Origin of the sequence: Sphingobium sp. CFD-2 (genome assembly GCF_024611135.1) — a bacterium.
Classification (GTDB): domain Bacteria; phylum Pseudomonadota; class Alphaproteobacteria; order Sphingomonadales; family Sphingomonadaceae; genus Sphingobium; species Sphingobium fuliginis.
In genome coordinates this window covers 638,192-654,739 of sequence record NZ_CP084405.1, presented here as the reverse complement: position 1 = coordinate 654,739, position 16,548 = coordinate 638,192, and the positions used below count along the sequence as shown (strand labels likewise).

The following is a 16,548-nucleotide window of genomic DNA, read 5'->3' as shown; positions in this document are numbered from 1 at the left end:
ATGTATCGTTACGACAGCTACGACCAGTCCATCGTCGACGCCCGCGTCGAGGAGTTTCGCGACCAGACCCAGCGCCGTCTGGCCGGGCAACTGACGGAGGACCAGTTCAAGCCGCTGCGGCTGATGAACGGCCTCTATCTCCAGTTGCACGCCTATATGCTGCGCGTCGCCATTCCCTATGGCACGCTGAGCGGCCGGCAGATGCGCAAGCTGGGCGAGATCGCGGCGAAATACGACAGGGGCTATGGCCACTTCACGACGCGCCAGAACCTGCAATATAACTGGATCAAGCTGGCCGATGCGCCGGACATCCTTGCCGAACTGGCGACGGTCGAGATGCATGCCATCCAGACCAGCGGCAATTGCATCCGCAATATCTCGTCCGACCAATATGCCGGGGTTTCGGCGGACGAAGTGGCCGACCCGCGTCCCTGGGCGGAACTGTTGCGCCAATGGTCGACCTTCCATCCCGAATTCACCTATCTGCCGCGCAAGTTCAAGATCGCGGTGATCGCGAGCGAGGATGACCGTTCCGCCATGCGCCTGCACGACATCGGCCTGAAGCTGGTGTCGCGCGACGGCCGGACAGGCGCGGAAGTCTATGCCGGCGGCGGCATGGGTCGCACGCCCATGGTTGCGCCGCTTATCAGGGACTTCGTGCCCGAAGATGAGATCGTCTCTTATCTGGAGGCGTGCCTGCGCGTCTATAATCGCTATGGCCGGCGCGACAATAAGTACAAGGCGCGGATCAAGATCCTGGTCCATGAACTGGGCGTCGAGGAATATAAGCGGCAGGTCGAGGAGGAGTTCGCCCATATGCGGACGCTGGGCCTCAACCCGCCGACCGAGGAACTGGACCGCATCCGCGCCTATTTCGCCGGCCCCGCCTATGAAACGGGCCTGGAGGACAGCATCGACCGCAGCGATCCGGCCTTCGCCCTTTGGGTGGACCGTCAGGTCGCGGCGCACAAGCAGCCGGGCTATGCCATCGTCAACATCAGCCTGAAGCCGCGCGGCGGCATTCCGGGCGATGCCTCGGCGGAGCAGATCGCGCTGGTTGCGGACCTGGCCGAACAATATTCGCTCGACGAGTTGCGCGTCACCCATGCGCAGAACCTGGTCCTGCCGCATGTGAAGAAGGCGGACCTCCACGCCATCTGGCAGAAGCTGGACGAGGCTGGCCTTGCCGAGGCCAATCTGGACCTGATCACCGACATCATCGCCTGTCCGGGCCTGGATTATTGCAGCCTCGCCAATGCCCGCTCCATCCCGCTGGCGCAGAAGCTGTCGGAACGGTTCGCCGCGGCGGACCGGCAGAAGGAACTGGGCGAGCTGAAGGTCAAGATTTCCGGCTGCATCAATGCCTGCGGCCATCATCATGCCGGCCATATCGGCGTGCTGGGCGTGGACCGGAAGGGCGTGGAGAATTTCCAGCTTTCGCTCGGCGGGTCGGGCGCGGAGGATGCGAGCGTCGGACAGATCACCGGCCCCGGCTTTTCGGAGGACGGCGTGGTCGACGCGATCGAGAAGGTCACCAACCTCTATCTCGAACAGCGGGAGGAGGGCGAACGCTTCCTCGACACCTATCGCCGTCTTGGCATGAAGCCCTTCAAGGAGGCGATCTATGGTTGAGTTCCTGTCCTTCCGCGAAGGCGAAACCGGCCAGGAACCGGCGGTCACGGTCGAATCCTTCACCGGCCAGTCCAATTCGACCGCCGTCCGGATCGAAGCGGGCGAGGATGCTCGCGAGTTGCTGCCCCATCTGGACAGGCTGTCGCTGGTGGAGGTGAACTTCCCGGCTTTCGGCGACGGACGCGGCTATTCGGCGGCGCGGATATTGCGCGAGGCCGGCTATCAGGGCGAACTGCGCGCCGTGGGCGATGTGCTGGTGGACCAGATCGTCGCGATGCGCCGCTGCGGCTTCGACAGCTTCCGGCCCGACAAGGCGCTGGACGATGCCGCCGTGGAGCGCGCGCTCCATCGTTGTGACGACGTCTATCAGAAGACGATCGATGGCCGCCGCCCCATCTGGGCGAAACGGCACCCGGAGACTGTAAATGGCTGAACCTGCCCGCCAGCTCGACGTAATCGACGCCCGCCCCGCCTTTACCCAGGCGGATGCGGATGCGCTCAACGCGCGCTTCGAGGGCGTCGACACGCTGTCGATGCTCAAGACCGTCTTTGCCGAGGGGCTGGCGGGCAATGTCGCCGTCGTCTCCTCCTTCGGTACGGAAAGCGCGGTGCTGCTGTCGCTGGTGGCCAAGGCGGACAGGACCGTGCCGGTGATCTTCGTCGACACGCTCAAGATGTTCCGCGAGACGCTGGATTATCGCGAAACGCTGATCAGCACGCTGGGCTTTACCGACAGCCGGGCGGTCGTGCCCGATGCGGAGGTGCTGGCGAAGAAGGACGAGACTGGGCTGCGCTGGTCCTACGATCCCGACGGCTGCTGCGAAATCCGCAAGGTCGAGCCGATGAACCGCGCCAAGGATGGACTGGATGCGTGGATTTCCGGACGCAAGGCGTTCCAGTCGGTGACGCGCCAGAACCTGCCCCGTTTCGAGGTCGAGGACGGCCGGCTGAAGATCAACCCGCTGGGCGACTGGACGAAGGACGATCTGGAGGCCTGGTTCGAGGCGGAGAAGCTGCCGCGCCATCCGCTGGAGGCGCAGGGCTATCTGTCCATCGGTTGCGAACCGTGCACGTCCAAGGTGCTGCCGGGCGAAGATCCCCGCGCCGGGCGCTGGCGCGGGTGGGACAAGGTCGAGTGCGGCATTCACTCGCCGGTGACGCCGATCCCCTCCCCCGCGGCCGATCCGGACGATCCGGCCAACCAGCCGGTGTTCTGACCGAAAAGGCGGTTGCGTCGAGAATATCCCGACTCGTGGGAATATTGCGCTCTTCCGAATCCTCCCGTTGCGAAAAGAGGGCCTATGGCCCCGATGATGGGCGCCAGCAGCCAATCCGCCGCCTGCGGCAATCGAGACTTATGGCGCGGACCATGCGGGCGCGATATGGTCGGCGGTCATGACAGACTGAGCGGAGGACGAGATATGGCCGTCGAGCTGAAGATATTGGCGTGGAGTTGCGTGCTGCTGCTGGTCCACATCTTCGCGGCGGCGCATATCAAGACGCGGCAATATGGCACCAAATGGAACATGGGCGCGCGGGATGAGGAATTGCCGCCGCTCGATCCCGTCGGCGGGCGGCTGGTGCGGGCGCAGGCGAATTTCCTCGAAACCTATCCGATCGCGATCATCGTGCTTCTGGGCGTGGTGATCGCGGGGAAAACCAGCGGAACGACAGCCCTTGGCGGGTGGCTCTGGCTGGGGGCGCGGGCGGTTTACCTGCCGCTGTACGGCATGGGCATTCCCATGGTGCGGACCATTGCCTATCTCGTCAGCCTGGTGGGGCTGGCGCTGGTGTTCCAGGCTTTTGTTTCGGGCTAGGATGTGTGGGGATGCAGCCAATGGCAGGCTGCAAATGGCGGTTTTCCGAACTTCCGGCGCTCACATATTTTTAGCACGCTGCGGCTTGTGAAAGGCCCCTGGTTCTATTCGTAATCCTCCAGATAGCTGCCCTCCGCCAGGTCGGAGAAGCGGGTGATCTTCGCGTCGAACTTCATGCGGATGCGCCCGGTCGAACCATGGCGCTGCTTGGCCACGATCACCTCGGCCAGGCCGTAGATGCGCTCCATTTCCTGCGCCCATTCCAGATGTTCGGGGCTTTCCTTGTTCCCCGGCTCCTTCGCGGCGACATAATAATCCTCGCGGAAGACGAACCAGACCATGTCCGCGTCCTGTTCGATGGAGCCCGATTCACGAAGGTCCGATAGCTGGGGCCGCTTGTCCTCGCGCTGTTCGACGGCGCGGCTGAGCTGGGACAAGGCCAGAACCGGGCAGTTAAGTTCCTTCGCCAGGGTCTTCAGACCACGGGAAATTTCCGAAATCTCGTTGACGCGATTGTCGCCCTTTCCGGTGCCCTGGAGCAGTTGGAGATAGTCGACCACGACGAAACCAATGTCATGCCGCCGCTTCAACCGGCGGGCGCGGGTGCGCAGCGCGGCGATGGTCAGGCCCGGCGTGTCGTCGATGAACAGCGGCAGTTCCTGCAATTCCCGCGCCGCACGGGAGAGGTTCTGGAAATCGGCGCGGCTGATCTTGCCCATGCGCAGCGCTTCGCCGCTGATGCCCGACTGTTCGGCCAGAACGCGGGTGGCGAGCTGGTCGGCGGACATTTCCAGGCTGAAGAAAGCGGTCTTCGCGCCCATATTCTTTTCCGGCGGAATGCCGTCGGCATTGTCGCGCAGCCAGCGCGAGGCGGCATTATAGGCGATGTTGGTCGCCAGCGACGTCTTGCCCATGCCCGGACGACCCGCGAGGATCATGAGGTCCGAATTGTGCATGCCGCCGATCTTTTCGTTCAGGCTGTTGATGCCCGTGGTGATGCCCGAAACATGCCCGCCGCTGTTGAGCGCGCGCTCCGCGATCTGGACCGCCATGGTGGTGGCCGTGGCGAAGCTCTTGACCGACCCGGTCTCCCCCTCCCCCTCCGACACCTTGTAAAGCGCGACCTCGGCCTGCTCGATCTGTTCGCGGGGGTTTACGTCCTCGCTGGTATCCAGAGCGTTTTCAACGAGTTCGCGGCCGACATGGACAAGCTGTCGCAGCAAGGCAAGGTCGTAGATCTGCGTGGCGAAGTCGCGGGCGCCCAGCAGCGCCGCGCCATTGCCTGTCAGTTGCGCCAGATAGCCGACGCCGCCCAGTTCCTTGAGCGCCGGGTCCTGCTCCAGCATCGGCTTCAGCGTCACCGGGTTGGCGACCATGTCGCGCTCGACCAGCTTCATCACGGATTCGTAGATGCGGCCGTGCAGGGGCTCGAAGAAATGCTCCGGCTTGAGCTTGAGCTGCACATCCTCGGCAATGCGGTTGTCGATCATCAGCGCGCCCAGCAGGGCGGCCTCCGCCTCCACATTGCGGGGGAGTTCGGTGATGCCGGCTTCTGCGGCGGGGGTGATTTGCACGAGTTCGACCATTGTCCCCTCATCGCGCCGAGCAACCGCCCTTGCAAGGCGGAACGTTGAAAGCATTCGGAAAAGCTGTGGACAAGAGTCCCCCTTGCTTTTCGGCGCGTGTCGCCGCACTGACCATAGCGTCCATGGCCGATCCGCGCATCATCGATATCACGCTCGACGAGCGGACGATCCTCTGGCGCAATGCCGATGTGGAGCAGGAACGGCGCATCGCCATCTTCGACCTGCTGGAGGACAATTATTTCGAGCCGCAGCGCAGCCATGAGGACGGCTATGCCGGCCCCTACAAGGTGCACCTGCGTGTCGAGGAAGGTCGGCTGGTCATAGAAATACGTCGGGAAAATGGCGATCCGCTGGAGGCGATCATCCTGAGCCTGGGCCGGTTCCGCCGCCCGATCCGGGACTATTTCGCGATCTGCGACAGCTATTACCAGGCGATCAGCAACGCATCGCCACAGCAGATCGAAACGGTGGACATGGCACGCCGGGGCATCCACAATGCCGCCGCCGAGACGCTGATCGAGCGGCTGGACGGCAAGATCAAGGTCGATTTCGATACGGCCCGTCGCCTGTTCACGCTGATCTGCGTCCTGCACATCAAGGGGTAAGGGGCATCCGTATCATCAGTGCCGGCCATTTCATGGCCCGTTTTTGCTTGTTTCTTGCCGTCTTGGGTCTGATGGCCCTGGGCGGATGGCTCTATGCGCGCGAATGGGCGCCGGATCGGGAGGCGTTTCCGACCCAGGGCGTGTCGGTATCGTCGGACAATGGCTCCATCGACTGGGGCACGCTGGCGGCGCAGGGGGCGGATTTCGCCTATATCCGCGCCTCGCGCGGCGGGCGCTTGCGCGATCCGGCCTTCGAGGCGAATTGGGCAGGCGCGCGGGCGGCGGGGCTGCGCTATGGCGCGGCGCTGGATTTCAGCCTGTGCGCCAGGGCTTCGGAACAGGCGACAGGCTTCATGACCATGGTTCCGCGGGACAATGCCGCGCTGCCGCCGGTGATCAGGCTGGCGTTCGAGCCGGGCTGCCGGGCGCGGCCGGGGCAGGACGCGGTGCTGTCGGAACTGAATACGCTGATCAACCTGATCGAGAGTCATGCGGGCACGCCGGTCCTGCTCAACGTCAGCGACGATTTCGATGCGCAATATGCCATTGCATCGGGGATCAACCGGACCTTATGGCTGGACCGCAATTTCTTCGCGCCCGATCGCGAGAAGCGCAAATGGGTGATGTGGACAGCCAATGATATGCGGCATATCGACGGCATCGACGGACCGGTGCGATGGGATGTGATGGCGCGATGAATGCGACGGAAAAGCTGATCGGGGCGGCGCGGACGGCGATGCGCCATGCGCACGCGCCCTATAGCCGCTTCGCCGTGGGCGCGGCGGTGCGGCTGACCGACGGGCAGATCGTGACCGGCTGCAATTTCGAGAATGCGAGCTACGGCCTGTCGCTCTGCGCCGAAACGGTGGCGCTGGCGGCGGCCAACGCGCAGGGCCGCCTTGCCGATGTGGAAGCGATCGCGGTCGTGGGCGGCGCCATCGGGCCGGACGGCTCCGTATCGGGAGACGCCATCGTCACCCCCTGCGGCCGGTGCCGCCAGATCATGAACGAAGCCGAGCAGATGGCCGGGCGCACGCTTGCCATTTACTGCGCGGCGCCGGAAGGAGACGCGCTGGCCGAACATCGCGTCGCTGAACTCCTGCCCCATGCCTTCGGCCCTGCCGATTTGGGCATCACCCCCAGAAAGAGCTGAACAGCCATGTCGATATTGTCGGATAAGTGGATTCGCGAACAGGCCCAGACCAGCGGCATGATCGAGCCGTTCGTGGAAAGCCAGCGGCGCGACGGCTGCATCAGCTATGGCCTCTCCTCCTACGGCTATGACGCGCGGGTGGCGGACGAGTTCAAGATCTTCACCAATGTCGACAGCGCCGTGGTCGACCCCAAGGATTTCGCCGCCAACAGCTTCGTCGACCGCAAGACCGACGTCTGCATCATCCCGCCCAACAGCTTCGCGCTGGCGCGGACGGTCGAATATTTCCGGGTGCCCCGCGACGTGCTGGTGATCTGCCTTGGCAAGTCCACCTATGCGCGTTGCGGCATCATCGTGAACGTGACGCCGCTGGAGCCGGGCTGGGAAGGGCATGTGACGCTGGAATTTTCCAACACCACGCCGCTGCCCGCCAAGATCTACGCCAATGAGGGCGCGTGCCAGTTCCTGTTCCTTAAAGGCAACGAGCCGTGCGAGACCAGCTATGCCGACCGCGCGGGCAAATATATGGGGCAGCAGGGCGTCACATTGCCGCGCCTGTAACGCTGTGCGACAGTGGCGGCATGATGTGTGAGGCAAGCCCGCCATGCTGATGCCGTTCCGCAGGCGGAAGGCGCGGGACGATGCGCCTTCCCCCAGCGTGGGGGGTGACAGGCGCGTCTATGCCATAGGCGACATTCACGGCCGCGACGACCTTTTCGCCCAATTGCTGGACCGGATCGCTCTGGACGAGGCGGAGCGCGATCCCCTGCCCCGGCTGCTGATCCTGCTGGGCGATCTGGTCGACCGGGGCCCGCAGTCGCGGCAGGTGGTGGAACGGGCGATGGGCCTGGCGCGCTCGACCGGCGACATCCGCTTCCTCAAGGGCAATCATGAGGAGATGTTCATTGCAGCCGCCCGCGGAAAGGCGCAGGCGGCGCGCCTCTTCCGCCGATATGGGGGGGTGGAGACGCTGGCCAGCTACGGCCTGGGGGCGGAGGACAGCGCGCTCATGAGCGACGAGGCGATGGCGCAGTGGATGCTGGCCCATGTCCCCCGCGATCATGTCGATTTCCTGGACGACTTTGCCGATATGCTGCCGCTTGGCGACTATCTCTTCGTCCATGCGGGGGTGCGGCCTCGCGTCGCGCTTGATGCCCAGATTCCTGCCGATCTGCGGTGGATCAGGGGCGATTTCCTGAACCATGGGCGACATTTCGGCAAGATGATCGTCCACGGGCACAGCATCAGCGAGGATGTGGATGTGCAGCCCAACAGGATCGGCATCGACACCGGCGCTTTCCGCAGCGGCCGATTGACCGCGATCGGGTTGGAAAAGGACCGGCGCTGGTTTCTGCAGACCAGCGCCTGATCCGGGCTGAGCGCCATTTGTAATATTATGATAAGATAATCTCATTTCCCGCTGATTTCCCGATCCTTTATCGGTCGCATCCGATCGTTCCTGTCCGCCGCTCCGGAATGGATGGCGGGTCGGGACCTTTTCTTCGTTGGAAGATGTCGGAACGGCAAAAGCCGTCTGCAACAGGGGAACAATCGATGCGCATTCGCCATGCACTGGCGGGGTTCGCCCTCGCCACATGCCTTGTTTTGCCCACGGAGCTGATGGCATCCTCGAAAATGGACGCCACCCTGTCGCAGCGGCACAAGTTCGACATCGCCCCGCAGCCGCTGAGCAGCGCCCTGCGCCAGCTTTCGACCCAGTCGGGCGTGCGCATCCTCTTCCCCTATGACGAGGTCGCATCGATCCGCAGCCGGCGCGTGCAGGGCTGGCTGTCGACCGAAGACGCGCTGGAACGGCTGCTGGCCGGAACCGCGCTCAAGCATAGCGAAGCGGGCGTCGGCGTCATCGCCCTCGCCGTGCCGGCCAACCGCACCGTCGCCCATCGCAGTCCGCTGGCGGTCCAGCTTGCGCAGGTCGGCGTGGCGGGGGCGTCGGCGGCCCCGGTCGCCATGGCGCCCGCCGATGGGGACGATGCCTCGGCCCCGATCATCGTCACGGGAACCCGCCAGACCACGCGCACCGTCGCGGAAAGCCTGGCGCCCATCGACGTGCTGAGCGCCAGGGACCTGGAGGCGAGCGGCAAGCAATCGGTGCGCGACCTGCTGGGCACGCTGGTGCCGTCGATCAACGTGTCGAACAGCGGCGCGGGCGCCAGCTTCGCCGTCAAGACGCTGTCGCTGCGCGGCCTTGCGGGCGACCAGTTGCTGGTGCTGGTGAACGGCAAGCGGCGCCACAATACGGCGACCCTGTTCATCAACGGCACGACCCAGAACGGCCAGTCGCCGCCCGACCTGGACCTTATCCCCTCCTCCGCCATCGAGCGGATCGAGGTGCTGCGCGACGGGGCGTCGGCGCAATATGGGTCCGACGCGATCGCAGGCGTGGTCAACATCCTGCTGAAGAACGATGCCAGCGGCAGCGCGTCCTTCCTGGGCGGGGCCACGGCGGACGGCAGCGGCGAACAGGGCCGGTTCCAGATCAGCAAGGGCTTCGGCATCGGGGACGGTGGCCATGTCCATTTCACGCTGGACGTCTTCCTTCAGGGCCGCACCTATCGCAGCGCGCCCAATCCGGGCCAGTTCTATGCGCGGGTGGGCCAGCTCTATTCATCGGCCACGGGTGCGCTCGACCCGCGTGAGGCGACCGTCGATCGCGACGTAAACCGGGGCGGGCAGCCGCAGGTGTCGGGCATCAACTTCGCCTATGACCTGTCGCTGCCGGTGAGCGATCAGGTCGAACTTTACCTGTTCGGCACGGCGTCGCGCCGGCATAGCGACGCCTGGCTGACCTATCGCTTCCCCGACGCGCCGAACAACATCCCCGAACTGTTCCCCAATGGCTACAGCCCGCATCTCCACATCTATGACGAGGACTTCCAGACCGCGGCGGGGCTGCGCGGCGACCTGTCCGACACATTCCATTACGATCTGTCCAGCAGCTTTTCCCGCAACTGGGTGAAATATCGGGAAAGCTCGGTCATCAACGCCTCGCTCGGTCCGGCCAGCCCGACCGACATGTATATCGGCGCCGTCACGTCGAAGGAGTGGACCACCAATCTCGACCTTCAGAAGACGGTCGATGTAGGGCTGGCCGAACCGTTGCTGGTGGCGCTGGGCGCGGAATATCGCTGGAACGGCTATGCCATCGGTGCGGGCGACCCCGTTTCCTATATCGACGGCGGATACCGGTCGACCACCGGCCCCAATGCCGGTGTGCTGCGGACATCCGGGTCGCAGGGGGTGACGGGTTTTCCCCTCTCCTCCGCCGGGAAATGGAGCCGCGACAATTGGAGCGCCTATCTGAACCTGGAACAGCAGGTCGTGGAGGGGTTCGAGGTCGCGCTGGCCGGGCGGCATGAGGATTATTCCGACTTCGGCACCACCGACACCGGCAAGGCGTCGGTGCGGATCGAGCCGGTGCGCGGCCTGGCGCTGCGCGGCACGGCCAGCACCGGCTTCCGCGCGCCGACCCTGCAACAGCAGCATTATTCCTCCGCCAGCACGATCAATGTCGGCGGCGTGTTGCTGCCCGTATCCGCACTGCCGGTCGATTCCGCCGCGGCCGTCGCGCTTGGCGCTACGGCGCTGAAGCCGGAAAAGTCCAGAAACCTTTCGGCCGGCATCGTCCTCACGCCGACACCGCGCCTCAACATCACGGTCGACGCCTATCAGATCAAGATCAGGGACCGCATCCTGCTGTCCGAAACCCTGCAAGGCCCGCTCGTGCGCAGCGTGCTGGCGGCGGCGGGCATCACATCCTCGGCGGGCGGCTTCTACTTCTCCAACGCCGCCGACACCCGGACGCGGGGGCTGGACGTGGTCAGCACCTGGCGGGCGGGCCTGGGCGACTGGGGCAATGCGCTGTTCAGCCTGTCGGCCAATTTCAACAAGACCGTCTTCACCCATGTCGATGCCGTACCGCCGGTACTGGCCGATTCCCAGCTGGTGCTGATCGGCCGGTCGAAACAGGGCGACTTCACCAAGGGCACGCCGCGCGACAAGTTCATCGCCAACATCCTCTGGACCAAGGGGCCTGCCAGCCTGAACCTGCGCGCAACGCGCTACGGCAAGGTGACGATGGTCCATCCGACCACGCCTTCCCTGGATGCGGAAATCGATCCCAAGGTCATCTTCGACCTGGAACTGGGGATGGAACTGCGCAAGGGCATCAAACTGACGGCCGGGGCGAACAATCTGTTCAACAGCTATCCCGACAAGCTGCCCACTTTGCTACAGGGCAACGGCTTTTCCCTTTACAACCAATATTCGCCCTATGGGACCAGCGGCGGATTTTATTATGGGCGGTTGAATTTCGAGTTTTGAGCGAAGCGGCCATGGGGATGCGTTAGCCTGTTCTTGCGGTGCTATTGGGGCCGGCTTTGGCCCTTTTAAGACCTTCCTCCTCCCTTGAGGAAGAAGGACAGGAAACCTTGGCGAAGAAGGGGGCTGGGTTGATTGGTAAGGGGGAAAGCGGGCCTGCTGCCCGCGCGATCCCCTGGATCGCGACCCCCTCACCCAGCTACGACTAGGCAGCAAGCTGCCAAGTCTGCGCAGCCCTCTCCCTTAAGGGAGAGGGATAAAGCGGGTGTCCGATACCGCCCTTCCTTCAGCCGCTATCCTATTGCCACCGCCTGTCCTTCGCCGCCTTCTCCTGCGCGGCATCGAGGGGGGAGCCGTCCATCAAGGCATCGACAGTCGCCATAAGACGCGCATCGCCCGAGGATGCCTGCCGATAGGCCCCTTCCCGTCCCGCGCCCGGCACGAGCTGCTGCACCTGCCAGCCTTGCCCCTCGCGGCAGGCGACGCCCGACAGGGCCTGCCCTTCGAAGCTGCGGCACCATCCGCCGCCCTTGCGCCGGAAGCTGAGGCCGATGCGGATCGGCGCTTCCTCCTGCGCGGAAGCGAGCTGGGTTTCGAGCGCCGACGCCAACTCGCCCTGTGCGACCATCGTGCCCCGCTCTATTGAAATCGGACCGTCGCTCCCGCCGGAAAAATGCCCGACGCCAAGCCCCAGCAGCAGGCTCGCGGCGATGGCGCCGCCCATGGCCCAGACGCGCCGACGCGCCTGGACCGGACGGGCGAACGGGACGACCTTCGCATCCTCCTGCAACAAGGTCCGCATCGCGGCCGGCACAGGCTCGGCTTCGATGGGCGCATAATGGCCGGCCAACCGCTCCCGCAGGCGAACATGCATGTCGAGCCGCGCGGCCAGCGCCGGGTCTTCCGCCACGGCACGTTCGACGCGCCGCCGGTTCACCTCGTCCAATTCGCCGTCGACAAAGGCGATCAGCATGGCTTCGTCCATGTCCGTCATGCCGCTTCCCCCAGCAGTTCGATCAAAGCGCCGCGCCCGCGCACCAGCCGCGAGGTCAGCGTGCCCATTGGAATGTCCAGCACCTCCGCCGCCTCCCGGTAGGACAGCCCCTCCACCAGCACGAGCGCGATAGCCTCCCGCTGCTCGTCGGGCAGGCTTTGCATCGCGCGGTCGACATCGGACAGCATGACATGCGCCTCCACATCGCGGTCGCCCGCATGGCCGACATGCTCGCCCGCCTCCTCCGGCGCGAAGGTGCGGGCGGCGCGCTGCCGGGAGCGGCCCTCGTCGATCCACAGATTGCGCATGATCCGATACATCCAGCTATCCAGTCTCGTCCCCGGCTGCCATTGATCGCGTGCCCGGAGCGCCTTTTCCAACGCCGCCTGGCAGAGATCGTCCGCATCGGCGCGATCCCGCGACAGGCTGGCGGCGAAGCGCCGCAGCCGGGGCAGGATCGCCAACAGATCGCTTTCGAACGACATCCGGTCTCCATTCAGCTTCCTGAAGGATGAAACGGCTGCCGCCGCACGTTTCATCCCTGAGCATGAATCTTGTATCGGAAATTTTTTCGCAATGAATCATTTTGAGAGCGAAAGGACCGGAAGGCAGTCTGATGGTGGAAGTGCCGGCGGTGGAGAGGTCGAGATGAAATTCGCGCGTCGATGGATCGTTGCCGGCCTGCTTCTGACCGCACCGGGCGCGCAGGCGCAGTTGCTGCCTTCGCCGGGCAGCGCCCTGGGTCAGGTGAGCGGCCAGGCAGGCGGCATCGTGCCGCATGTGATGGATCGGGTGGAAGGAACGCTGGATCAGGCCGGGCTTGACCGGCTGTCGCCTGCCCGGCTGGCCGACCGGCTGTTGGCGGCGCGGGCAGCGCGGATCGACGATCTGGTGTGGCGGCATGCCGATTCGGTGGAACTGGACGACCGGCGCGAACCGGCGCGGCGCGGCGTCATATTGCTGGCCGGGGCGCGGCCGGAAAGCGTCGCCGCGCTGCGTTCCGCCGGCTATGGCGTGGAAGATGCCGCCATAGAGGGGCTGGACCTTGCCGTGACCCGCCTGACCGTGCCGCAGGGCCGCAGCCTGTCGCGTGCGTTGAAGCAGGTGCGATCCCTCGCCCCGGAAGCGCAGGCCAGTGCCGACAATCTCTATTTCCCCAGCGGCGCTTCCATGGGTCTTGCCGCCGCCGCGCTTGCGGAAAACGCGTCGGTGCGGGGCAAGGCGGCGGGGCTGATCGACGGCGGGGTGGCCCGGCACCCCAGCCTGACCGGCCCGGTCGAACAGCGGGGTTTCGCCCGAGGGGCTCCCCGCGCCAGCGCGCACGGGACGGCGGTCGCCTCCCTCATCAGCGGGACGGGCAGCATAAGGGGCGCAGCGCCCGGCGCGCCCTTGCTGGTGGCCGATGTCTATGGCGACGACCCGGCGGGCGGCAGCGCCTTCGCAATGGCGCGGGCGCTTGGCTGGATGGCGGCGCGCGGGGCCGATGTCGTGACGGTGAGCCTGGTGGGCCCGGACAATCCCCTGCTGGCCGGCGCCATCCGTCTGGCGCGGGAACGTGGCGTGTCCGTGGTCGCGGCGGTCGGCAATGACGGGCCGGCCGCGCCGCCCGCCTATCCGGCCTCCTATGCCGGGGTGATCGCCGTCACCGGCATTGACGGGCGGGGCCGCGTCCTGCCCGAGGCGGGGCGAGCCCGTCATGTGGATTTCGCCGCACCGGGGGCGGACATGAATGCGGCCCGGGCCGACGGCGGCAAGGGTAAGGTCCGCGGTACATCCTTCGCTGCGCCGCTGGTGGCGGGACGGCTGTTCGCCAAGGGCAGCGTGGCGGCCCTGCGGGCGGAGGCGAAGCGAGGCTCCGGCCTCAGCATCATTTGCGGCAATTGCAGAAATAATGATTGATTTTCAATGGCTTGAAATTTTTTCCGGCACTTTGGGATTAAACCGGATCGCCGTCCCGTTGTCCTGTCATCGGATCGACAACGAACAAGGAGACGATCGATGAAAGTCAAGTTCCTGATTGCAACCGCCGCTCTTGCCGCCCTGACGGCCGCGCCCGCCTCTGCCCAGTTGCTGGGCGGCGGTGGCGGCGGCATGCTGGGCGGTGGCCTGGGCGGCGCGCTGGGTGGCGCGGGCGGATCGTTGGGCGGCACGCTCGGCGGATCGGGCGGCGTCGGCCTCGACCGCAGCATCGACCTGGAGAATGGCCGTGTCGGCGCCAGCGGTTCGGGCCATGGCAGCGGCAGCGGTTCCGCCTCCGGATCGGTCAGCCGCCATGGCAAGAGCCGCAGCGGCAGCGCTTCGGGCTCCGCCAGCGGATCGGCAGGCGGCAGCCTGACGGCCGACACGCTGGGGACGGGCGATGTGCGCAATGCCGTGGGCGGCCTGCGCGACCAGGCCGGCAACACGGCCGGCGCGGCGCGGGACCGGGCCGCTGGAACCGTCGCCGAAACCAAGGACCGCGCCAGCGCCACCGCAGGAGCAGCGCGGGACCGCGCCGCCAACGCCGTGAACCGGACTCGTTCGGCAGCAGGCAATGCCGCCGGCAGCGCCGCGGGCGCGGCCAACGGTGCGGCGAACGGCGCGAGCGGCCTGGGGTCCGTGGATGCTTCCGGACAGCTTTCGGGCAGCGGACAGGCTTCGGGTTCGGCCAGCTCGGCCGCTTCGGATCAGGCGGCCAACTGACCTCGCCCGGAGGCGACATATCCCCGACCGGCTTTCAGCCGCATTGCCGCCTCACCGCCTGATCGAAGGCCGGCGACCCTCATCGGGCCGCCGGCCTTCCCTCTTTCTGAAGGAAACGCTAAAAGCCTTTGATATAAATGGTTTAAGATGATGGCGCTTTTCATGGCGCGCCTGAATGTCTACACCGTCATTTCATATGGGTCCGGCCGGCAGTGCCGAATGGAGCCAAGGGTCGCCATAGGTGCGTCGCGGCACCAGATATTGAAGAGATACGGGACTGAATGTCCGTTTCGGATTCCGATTTCGCCTCCAAGCGGCTGCATGACCGCCAGCGTCGGCTGCTGAAGGCGCGCATGCGTCATCCGGATTATGGCGAGATCGACATCCTCGTTCGCGACGTGTCGGAAATGGGTCTTGGCGGGCGGTGCGAGTTCGACCTTGCCGTGGGGGAAAGCGTCGTCATCCTCCTGCCCGACTGCCGACCGGCGCAGGGAAAGATCGCATGGCGGAAGGGACAGAGCTTCGGCGTGCATCTGGAGGCGCAGATCAATCCGGAGGTGGTGAAAAGTCGCGCCCCCGCCGATCGCCCGGCTGAGGGGTATCAGGTGCCCGAGGCGTTCCGGCCATCGGCGGAGACGAAGCGGCCCGGATTCCGGACGCGGTTACAGGGGCCGGACACCAACAATAAATGGCGGTGATTTCGCTTCTGCCCTGAGCAGACGATCGGCATTCGGCCGTTTGGATTGCGCGACGTTCATTTGCCCGAAAGCATTGAGCGGCGTTTCTAGGCAGTAGTGACGATTTAATCATTTGAGCCATAGCATGATGCTGGCGAGTTTGACGAAGCCGAGGAAGTTTGCGGCGAGTTTGTCATAGCGTGTTGCGATACGGCGCCACTGCTTGAGCTTGGCGAAGAAGCCCTCGATGCCCCAACGCTGTTTGTAGGCGATGCGATCATAGTGGTGCTGATATTTGCGATGGCGGCGAGGTGGGATGACCGGCTCGCCGCCTTGCTCGTAGATGAGATCGTGCAAACTGTCGGCGTCATAGGCCCGATCAGCCAGAACCTTGCCAGCCGGGATGCCGCGGATCAGATCGCAGGCGGGCGCCATGTCGTTTTGCTGTCCGGGGCCGAGGATGAAGCGGATCGGCAAGCCCAAGGCATCGACTACGGCATGGATCTTGGTGCCGAACCCGCCTCGCGAGCGCCCGAGAGCCTGGGCTTGAGCGCCCCCCTTTTTACCCGAGCCCCAGCCGCCTGGGCCTGGGCGCGGATCACGGTCGCATCGATCGCCAGCCATTCGATGTCGGGATCATCCGACACAGCCTCGAAGATCCGGTCGATCACGCCTTGCTCAACCCAGCGATAATAACGCCGTTTAGCGGTCTGATAGGGACCGAACTTCTCGGGTAGATCGCGCCAGCGTCCTCCTGAACGCGCCAGCCAGAGCAAGGCGTCAAGAAACAACCGTCCGTCACTGCGAGGACCACGCTTGCCCTTGCGCCCGCCCGGAACGAACTCCCGCAGCCGCTCCCACTGATCATCCCGCAGCACTTCGCCTTCCACGCCAGCCTCCAAAAGCCAGCCTTGAATCACAAATCCAAACCGTCGTGAATCCCTAAAATGTCACTACGGCCTAGAGCGGATTCCGATCCGATTGCATCGGCTCGACTGCTCTAAGTTTTTGTTTTGTCGCGTTTTCCGAGTCAGCAGATGATTCCATCTGCCTGGGAAACGCTC

Annotated in this window: 17 protein-coding genes; 13 read left to right on the top strand and 4 right to left on the bottom strand. The window is 65.0% G+C overall.

All coding sequences use genetic code 11. The features are described 5' to 3' along the window. From LDB29_RS03125 to LDB29_RS03110, 4 genes are all read left to right on the top strand, one after another. Positions 1-1,632, top strand: coding sequence for a nitrite/sulfite reductase (locus LDB29_RS03125; protein WP_025549395.1), 1,632 nt, complete (start codon positions 1-3; stop codon positions 1,630-1,632). After that, on the top strand, positions 1,625-2,065 hold the full coding sequence (locus tag LDB29_RS03120) for a DUF934 domain-containing protein (protein ID WP_025549396.1): 441 nt from the start codon (positions 1,625-1,627) through the stop codon (positions 2,063-2,065). Before LDB29_RS03125 ends, LDB29_RS03120 begins: the two co-directional genes overlap by 8 nt. Further along, entirely contained in the window at positions 2,058-2,849 is a 792-nt protein-coding gene (locus LDB29_RS03115) for a phosphoadenylyl-sulfate reductase (RefSeq protein ID WP_025549397.1), read from the top strand. The genes LDB29_RS03120 and LDB29_RS03115 overlap by 8 nt, the downstream gene beginning before the upstream one ends. Positions 2,850-3,053: 204 nt before the next feature. Beyond that, complete coding sequence (locus LDB29_RS03110; RefSeq protein WP_025549398.1) at positions 3,054-3,449, top strand: MAPEG family protein; 396 nt, start codon at positions 3,054-3,056, stop codon at positions 3,447-3,449. Between the two features lie 104 nt (positions 3,450-3,553). Here LDB29_RS03110 and LDB29_RS03105 read toward each other — a convergent pair whose 3' ends face one another. Continuing rightward, the gene (locus tag LDB29_RS03105) at positions 3,554-5,035 is read right to left on the bottom strand and encodes a replicative DNA helicase (RefSeq protein WP_025549399.1); all 1,482 of its coding nucleotides are present in this window, start codon (positions 5,033-5,035) and stop codon (positions 3,554-3,556) included. A gap of 122 nt (positions 5,036-5,157) precedes the next feature. Between LDB29_RS03105 and LDB29_RS03100 the strand changes: the two genes are divergently transcribed. The 6 genes from LDB29_RS03100 (at position 5,158) to LDB29_RS03075 (ending at position 11,134) form a co-directional block, all read left to right on the top strand. Continuing rightward, positions 5,158-5,640 carry a UPF0262 family protein gene (locus LDB29_RS03100; RefSeq protein WP_025549400.1) on the top strand — a complete coding sequence of 161 codons (483 nt, stop codon included), beginning with the start codon at positions 5,158-5,160 and terminating at the stop codon, positions 5,638-5,640. 32 nt (positions 5,641-5,672) lie between these two features. Further along, positions 5,673-6,338, top strand: coding sequence for a glycoside hydrolase family 25 protein (locus LDB29_RS03095; RefSeq protein ID WP_025549401.1), 666 nt, complete (start codon positions 5,673-5,675; stop codon positions 6,336-6,338). Then, complete coding sequence (locus LDB29_RS03090; protein ID WP_025549402.1) at positions 6,335-6,793, top strand: cytidine deaminase; 459 nt, start codon at positions 6,335-6,337, stop codon at positions 6,791-6,793. The genes LDB29_RS03095 and LDB29_RS03090 overlap by 4 nt, the downstream gene beginning before the upstream one ends. Before the next feature lie 6 nt (positions 6,794-6,799). Next, complete coding sequence (dcd, locus tag LDB29_RS03085; protein WP_025549403.1) at positions 6,800-7,354, top strand: dCTP deaminase; 555 nt, start codon at positions 6,800-6,802, stop codon at positions 7,352-7,354. A gap of 43 nt (positions 7,355-7,397) precedes the next feature. Further along, the gene (locus tag LDB29_RS03080) at positions 7,398-8,162 is read left to right on the top strand and encodes a metallophosphoesterase family protein (protein ID WP_025549404.1); all 765 of its coding nucleotides are present in this window, start codon (positions 7,398-7,400) and stop codon (positions 8,160-8,162) included. A 185-nt stretch (positions 8,163-8,347) separates the two neighbouring features. After that, on the top strand, positions 8,348-11,134 hold the full coding sequence (locus tag LDB29_RS03075; protein ID WP_193666754.1) for a TonB-dependent siderophore receptor: 2,787 nt from the start codon (positions 8,348-8,350) through the stop codon (positions 11,132-11,134). A gap of 295 nt (positions 11,135-11,429) precedes the next feature. On the opposite strand, the gene LDB29_RS03070 is transcribed toward LDB29_RS03075, so the two are convergent. Together LDB29_RS03070 and LDB29_RS03065 are read right to left on the bottom strand one after the other, a co-directional pair. Then, positions 11,430-12,125, bottom strand: a complete 696-nt coding sequence (locus LDB29_RS03070; protein ID WP_044661881.1) for an anti-sigma factor — start codon at positions 12,123-12,125, stop codon at positions 11,430-11,432. Continuing rightward, positions 12,122-12,610 (bottom strand): RNA polymerase sigma factor, encoded by a 489-nt coding sequence (locus LDB29_RS03065; RefSeq protein ID WP_044663090.1) that lies wholly within the window; start codon positions 12,608-12,610, stop codon positions 12,122-12,124. Before LDB29_RS03065 ends, LDB29_RS03070 begins: the two co-directional genes overlap by 4 nt. 91 nt (positions 12,611-12,701) lie before the next feature. On the opposite strand from LDB29_RS03065, the gene LDB29_RS03060 reads away from it, so the two are divergent. The 3 genes from LDB29_RS03060 (at position 12,702) to LDB29_RS03050 (ending at position 15,505) form a co-directional block, all read left to right on the top strand. Next, entirely contained in the window at positions 12,702-14,024 is a 1,323-nt protein-coding gene (locus LDB29_RS03060) for a S8 family serine peptidase (protein ID WP_373886300.1), read from the top strand. Between the two features lie 99 nt (positions 14,025-14,123). Next, positions 14,124-14,807 (top strand): hypothetical protein, encoded by a 684-nt coding sequence (locus LDB29_RS03055; protein WP_099185902.1) that lies wholly within the window; start codon positions 14,124-14,126, stop codon positions 14,805-14,807. A gap of 281 nt (positions 14,808-15,088) precedes the next feature. Next, complete coding sequence (locus tag LDB29_RS03050; protein WP_193666752.1) at positions 15,089-15,505, top strand: hypothetical protein; 417 nt, start codon at positions 15,089-15,091, stop codon at positions 15,503-15,505. Between the two features lie 108 nt (positions 15,506-15,613). On the opposite strand, the gene LDB29_RS03045 is transcribed toward LDB29_RS03050, so the two are convergent. Next, positions 15,614-16,374, bottom strand: a protein-coding gene (locus LDB29_RS03045; RefSeq protein ID WP_099185988.1) for an IS5 family transposase whose coding sequence is annotated in 2 segments (ribosomal slippage) — positions 15,614-16,050 and positions 16,050-16,374 — 762 coding nt in all. Because the reading frame shifts where the segments join, the coding sequence is not laid out codon by codon here. Positions 16,375-16,548: the final 174 nt, after the last annotated feature.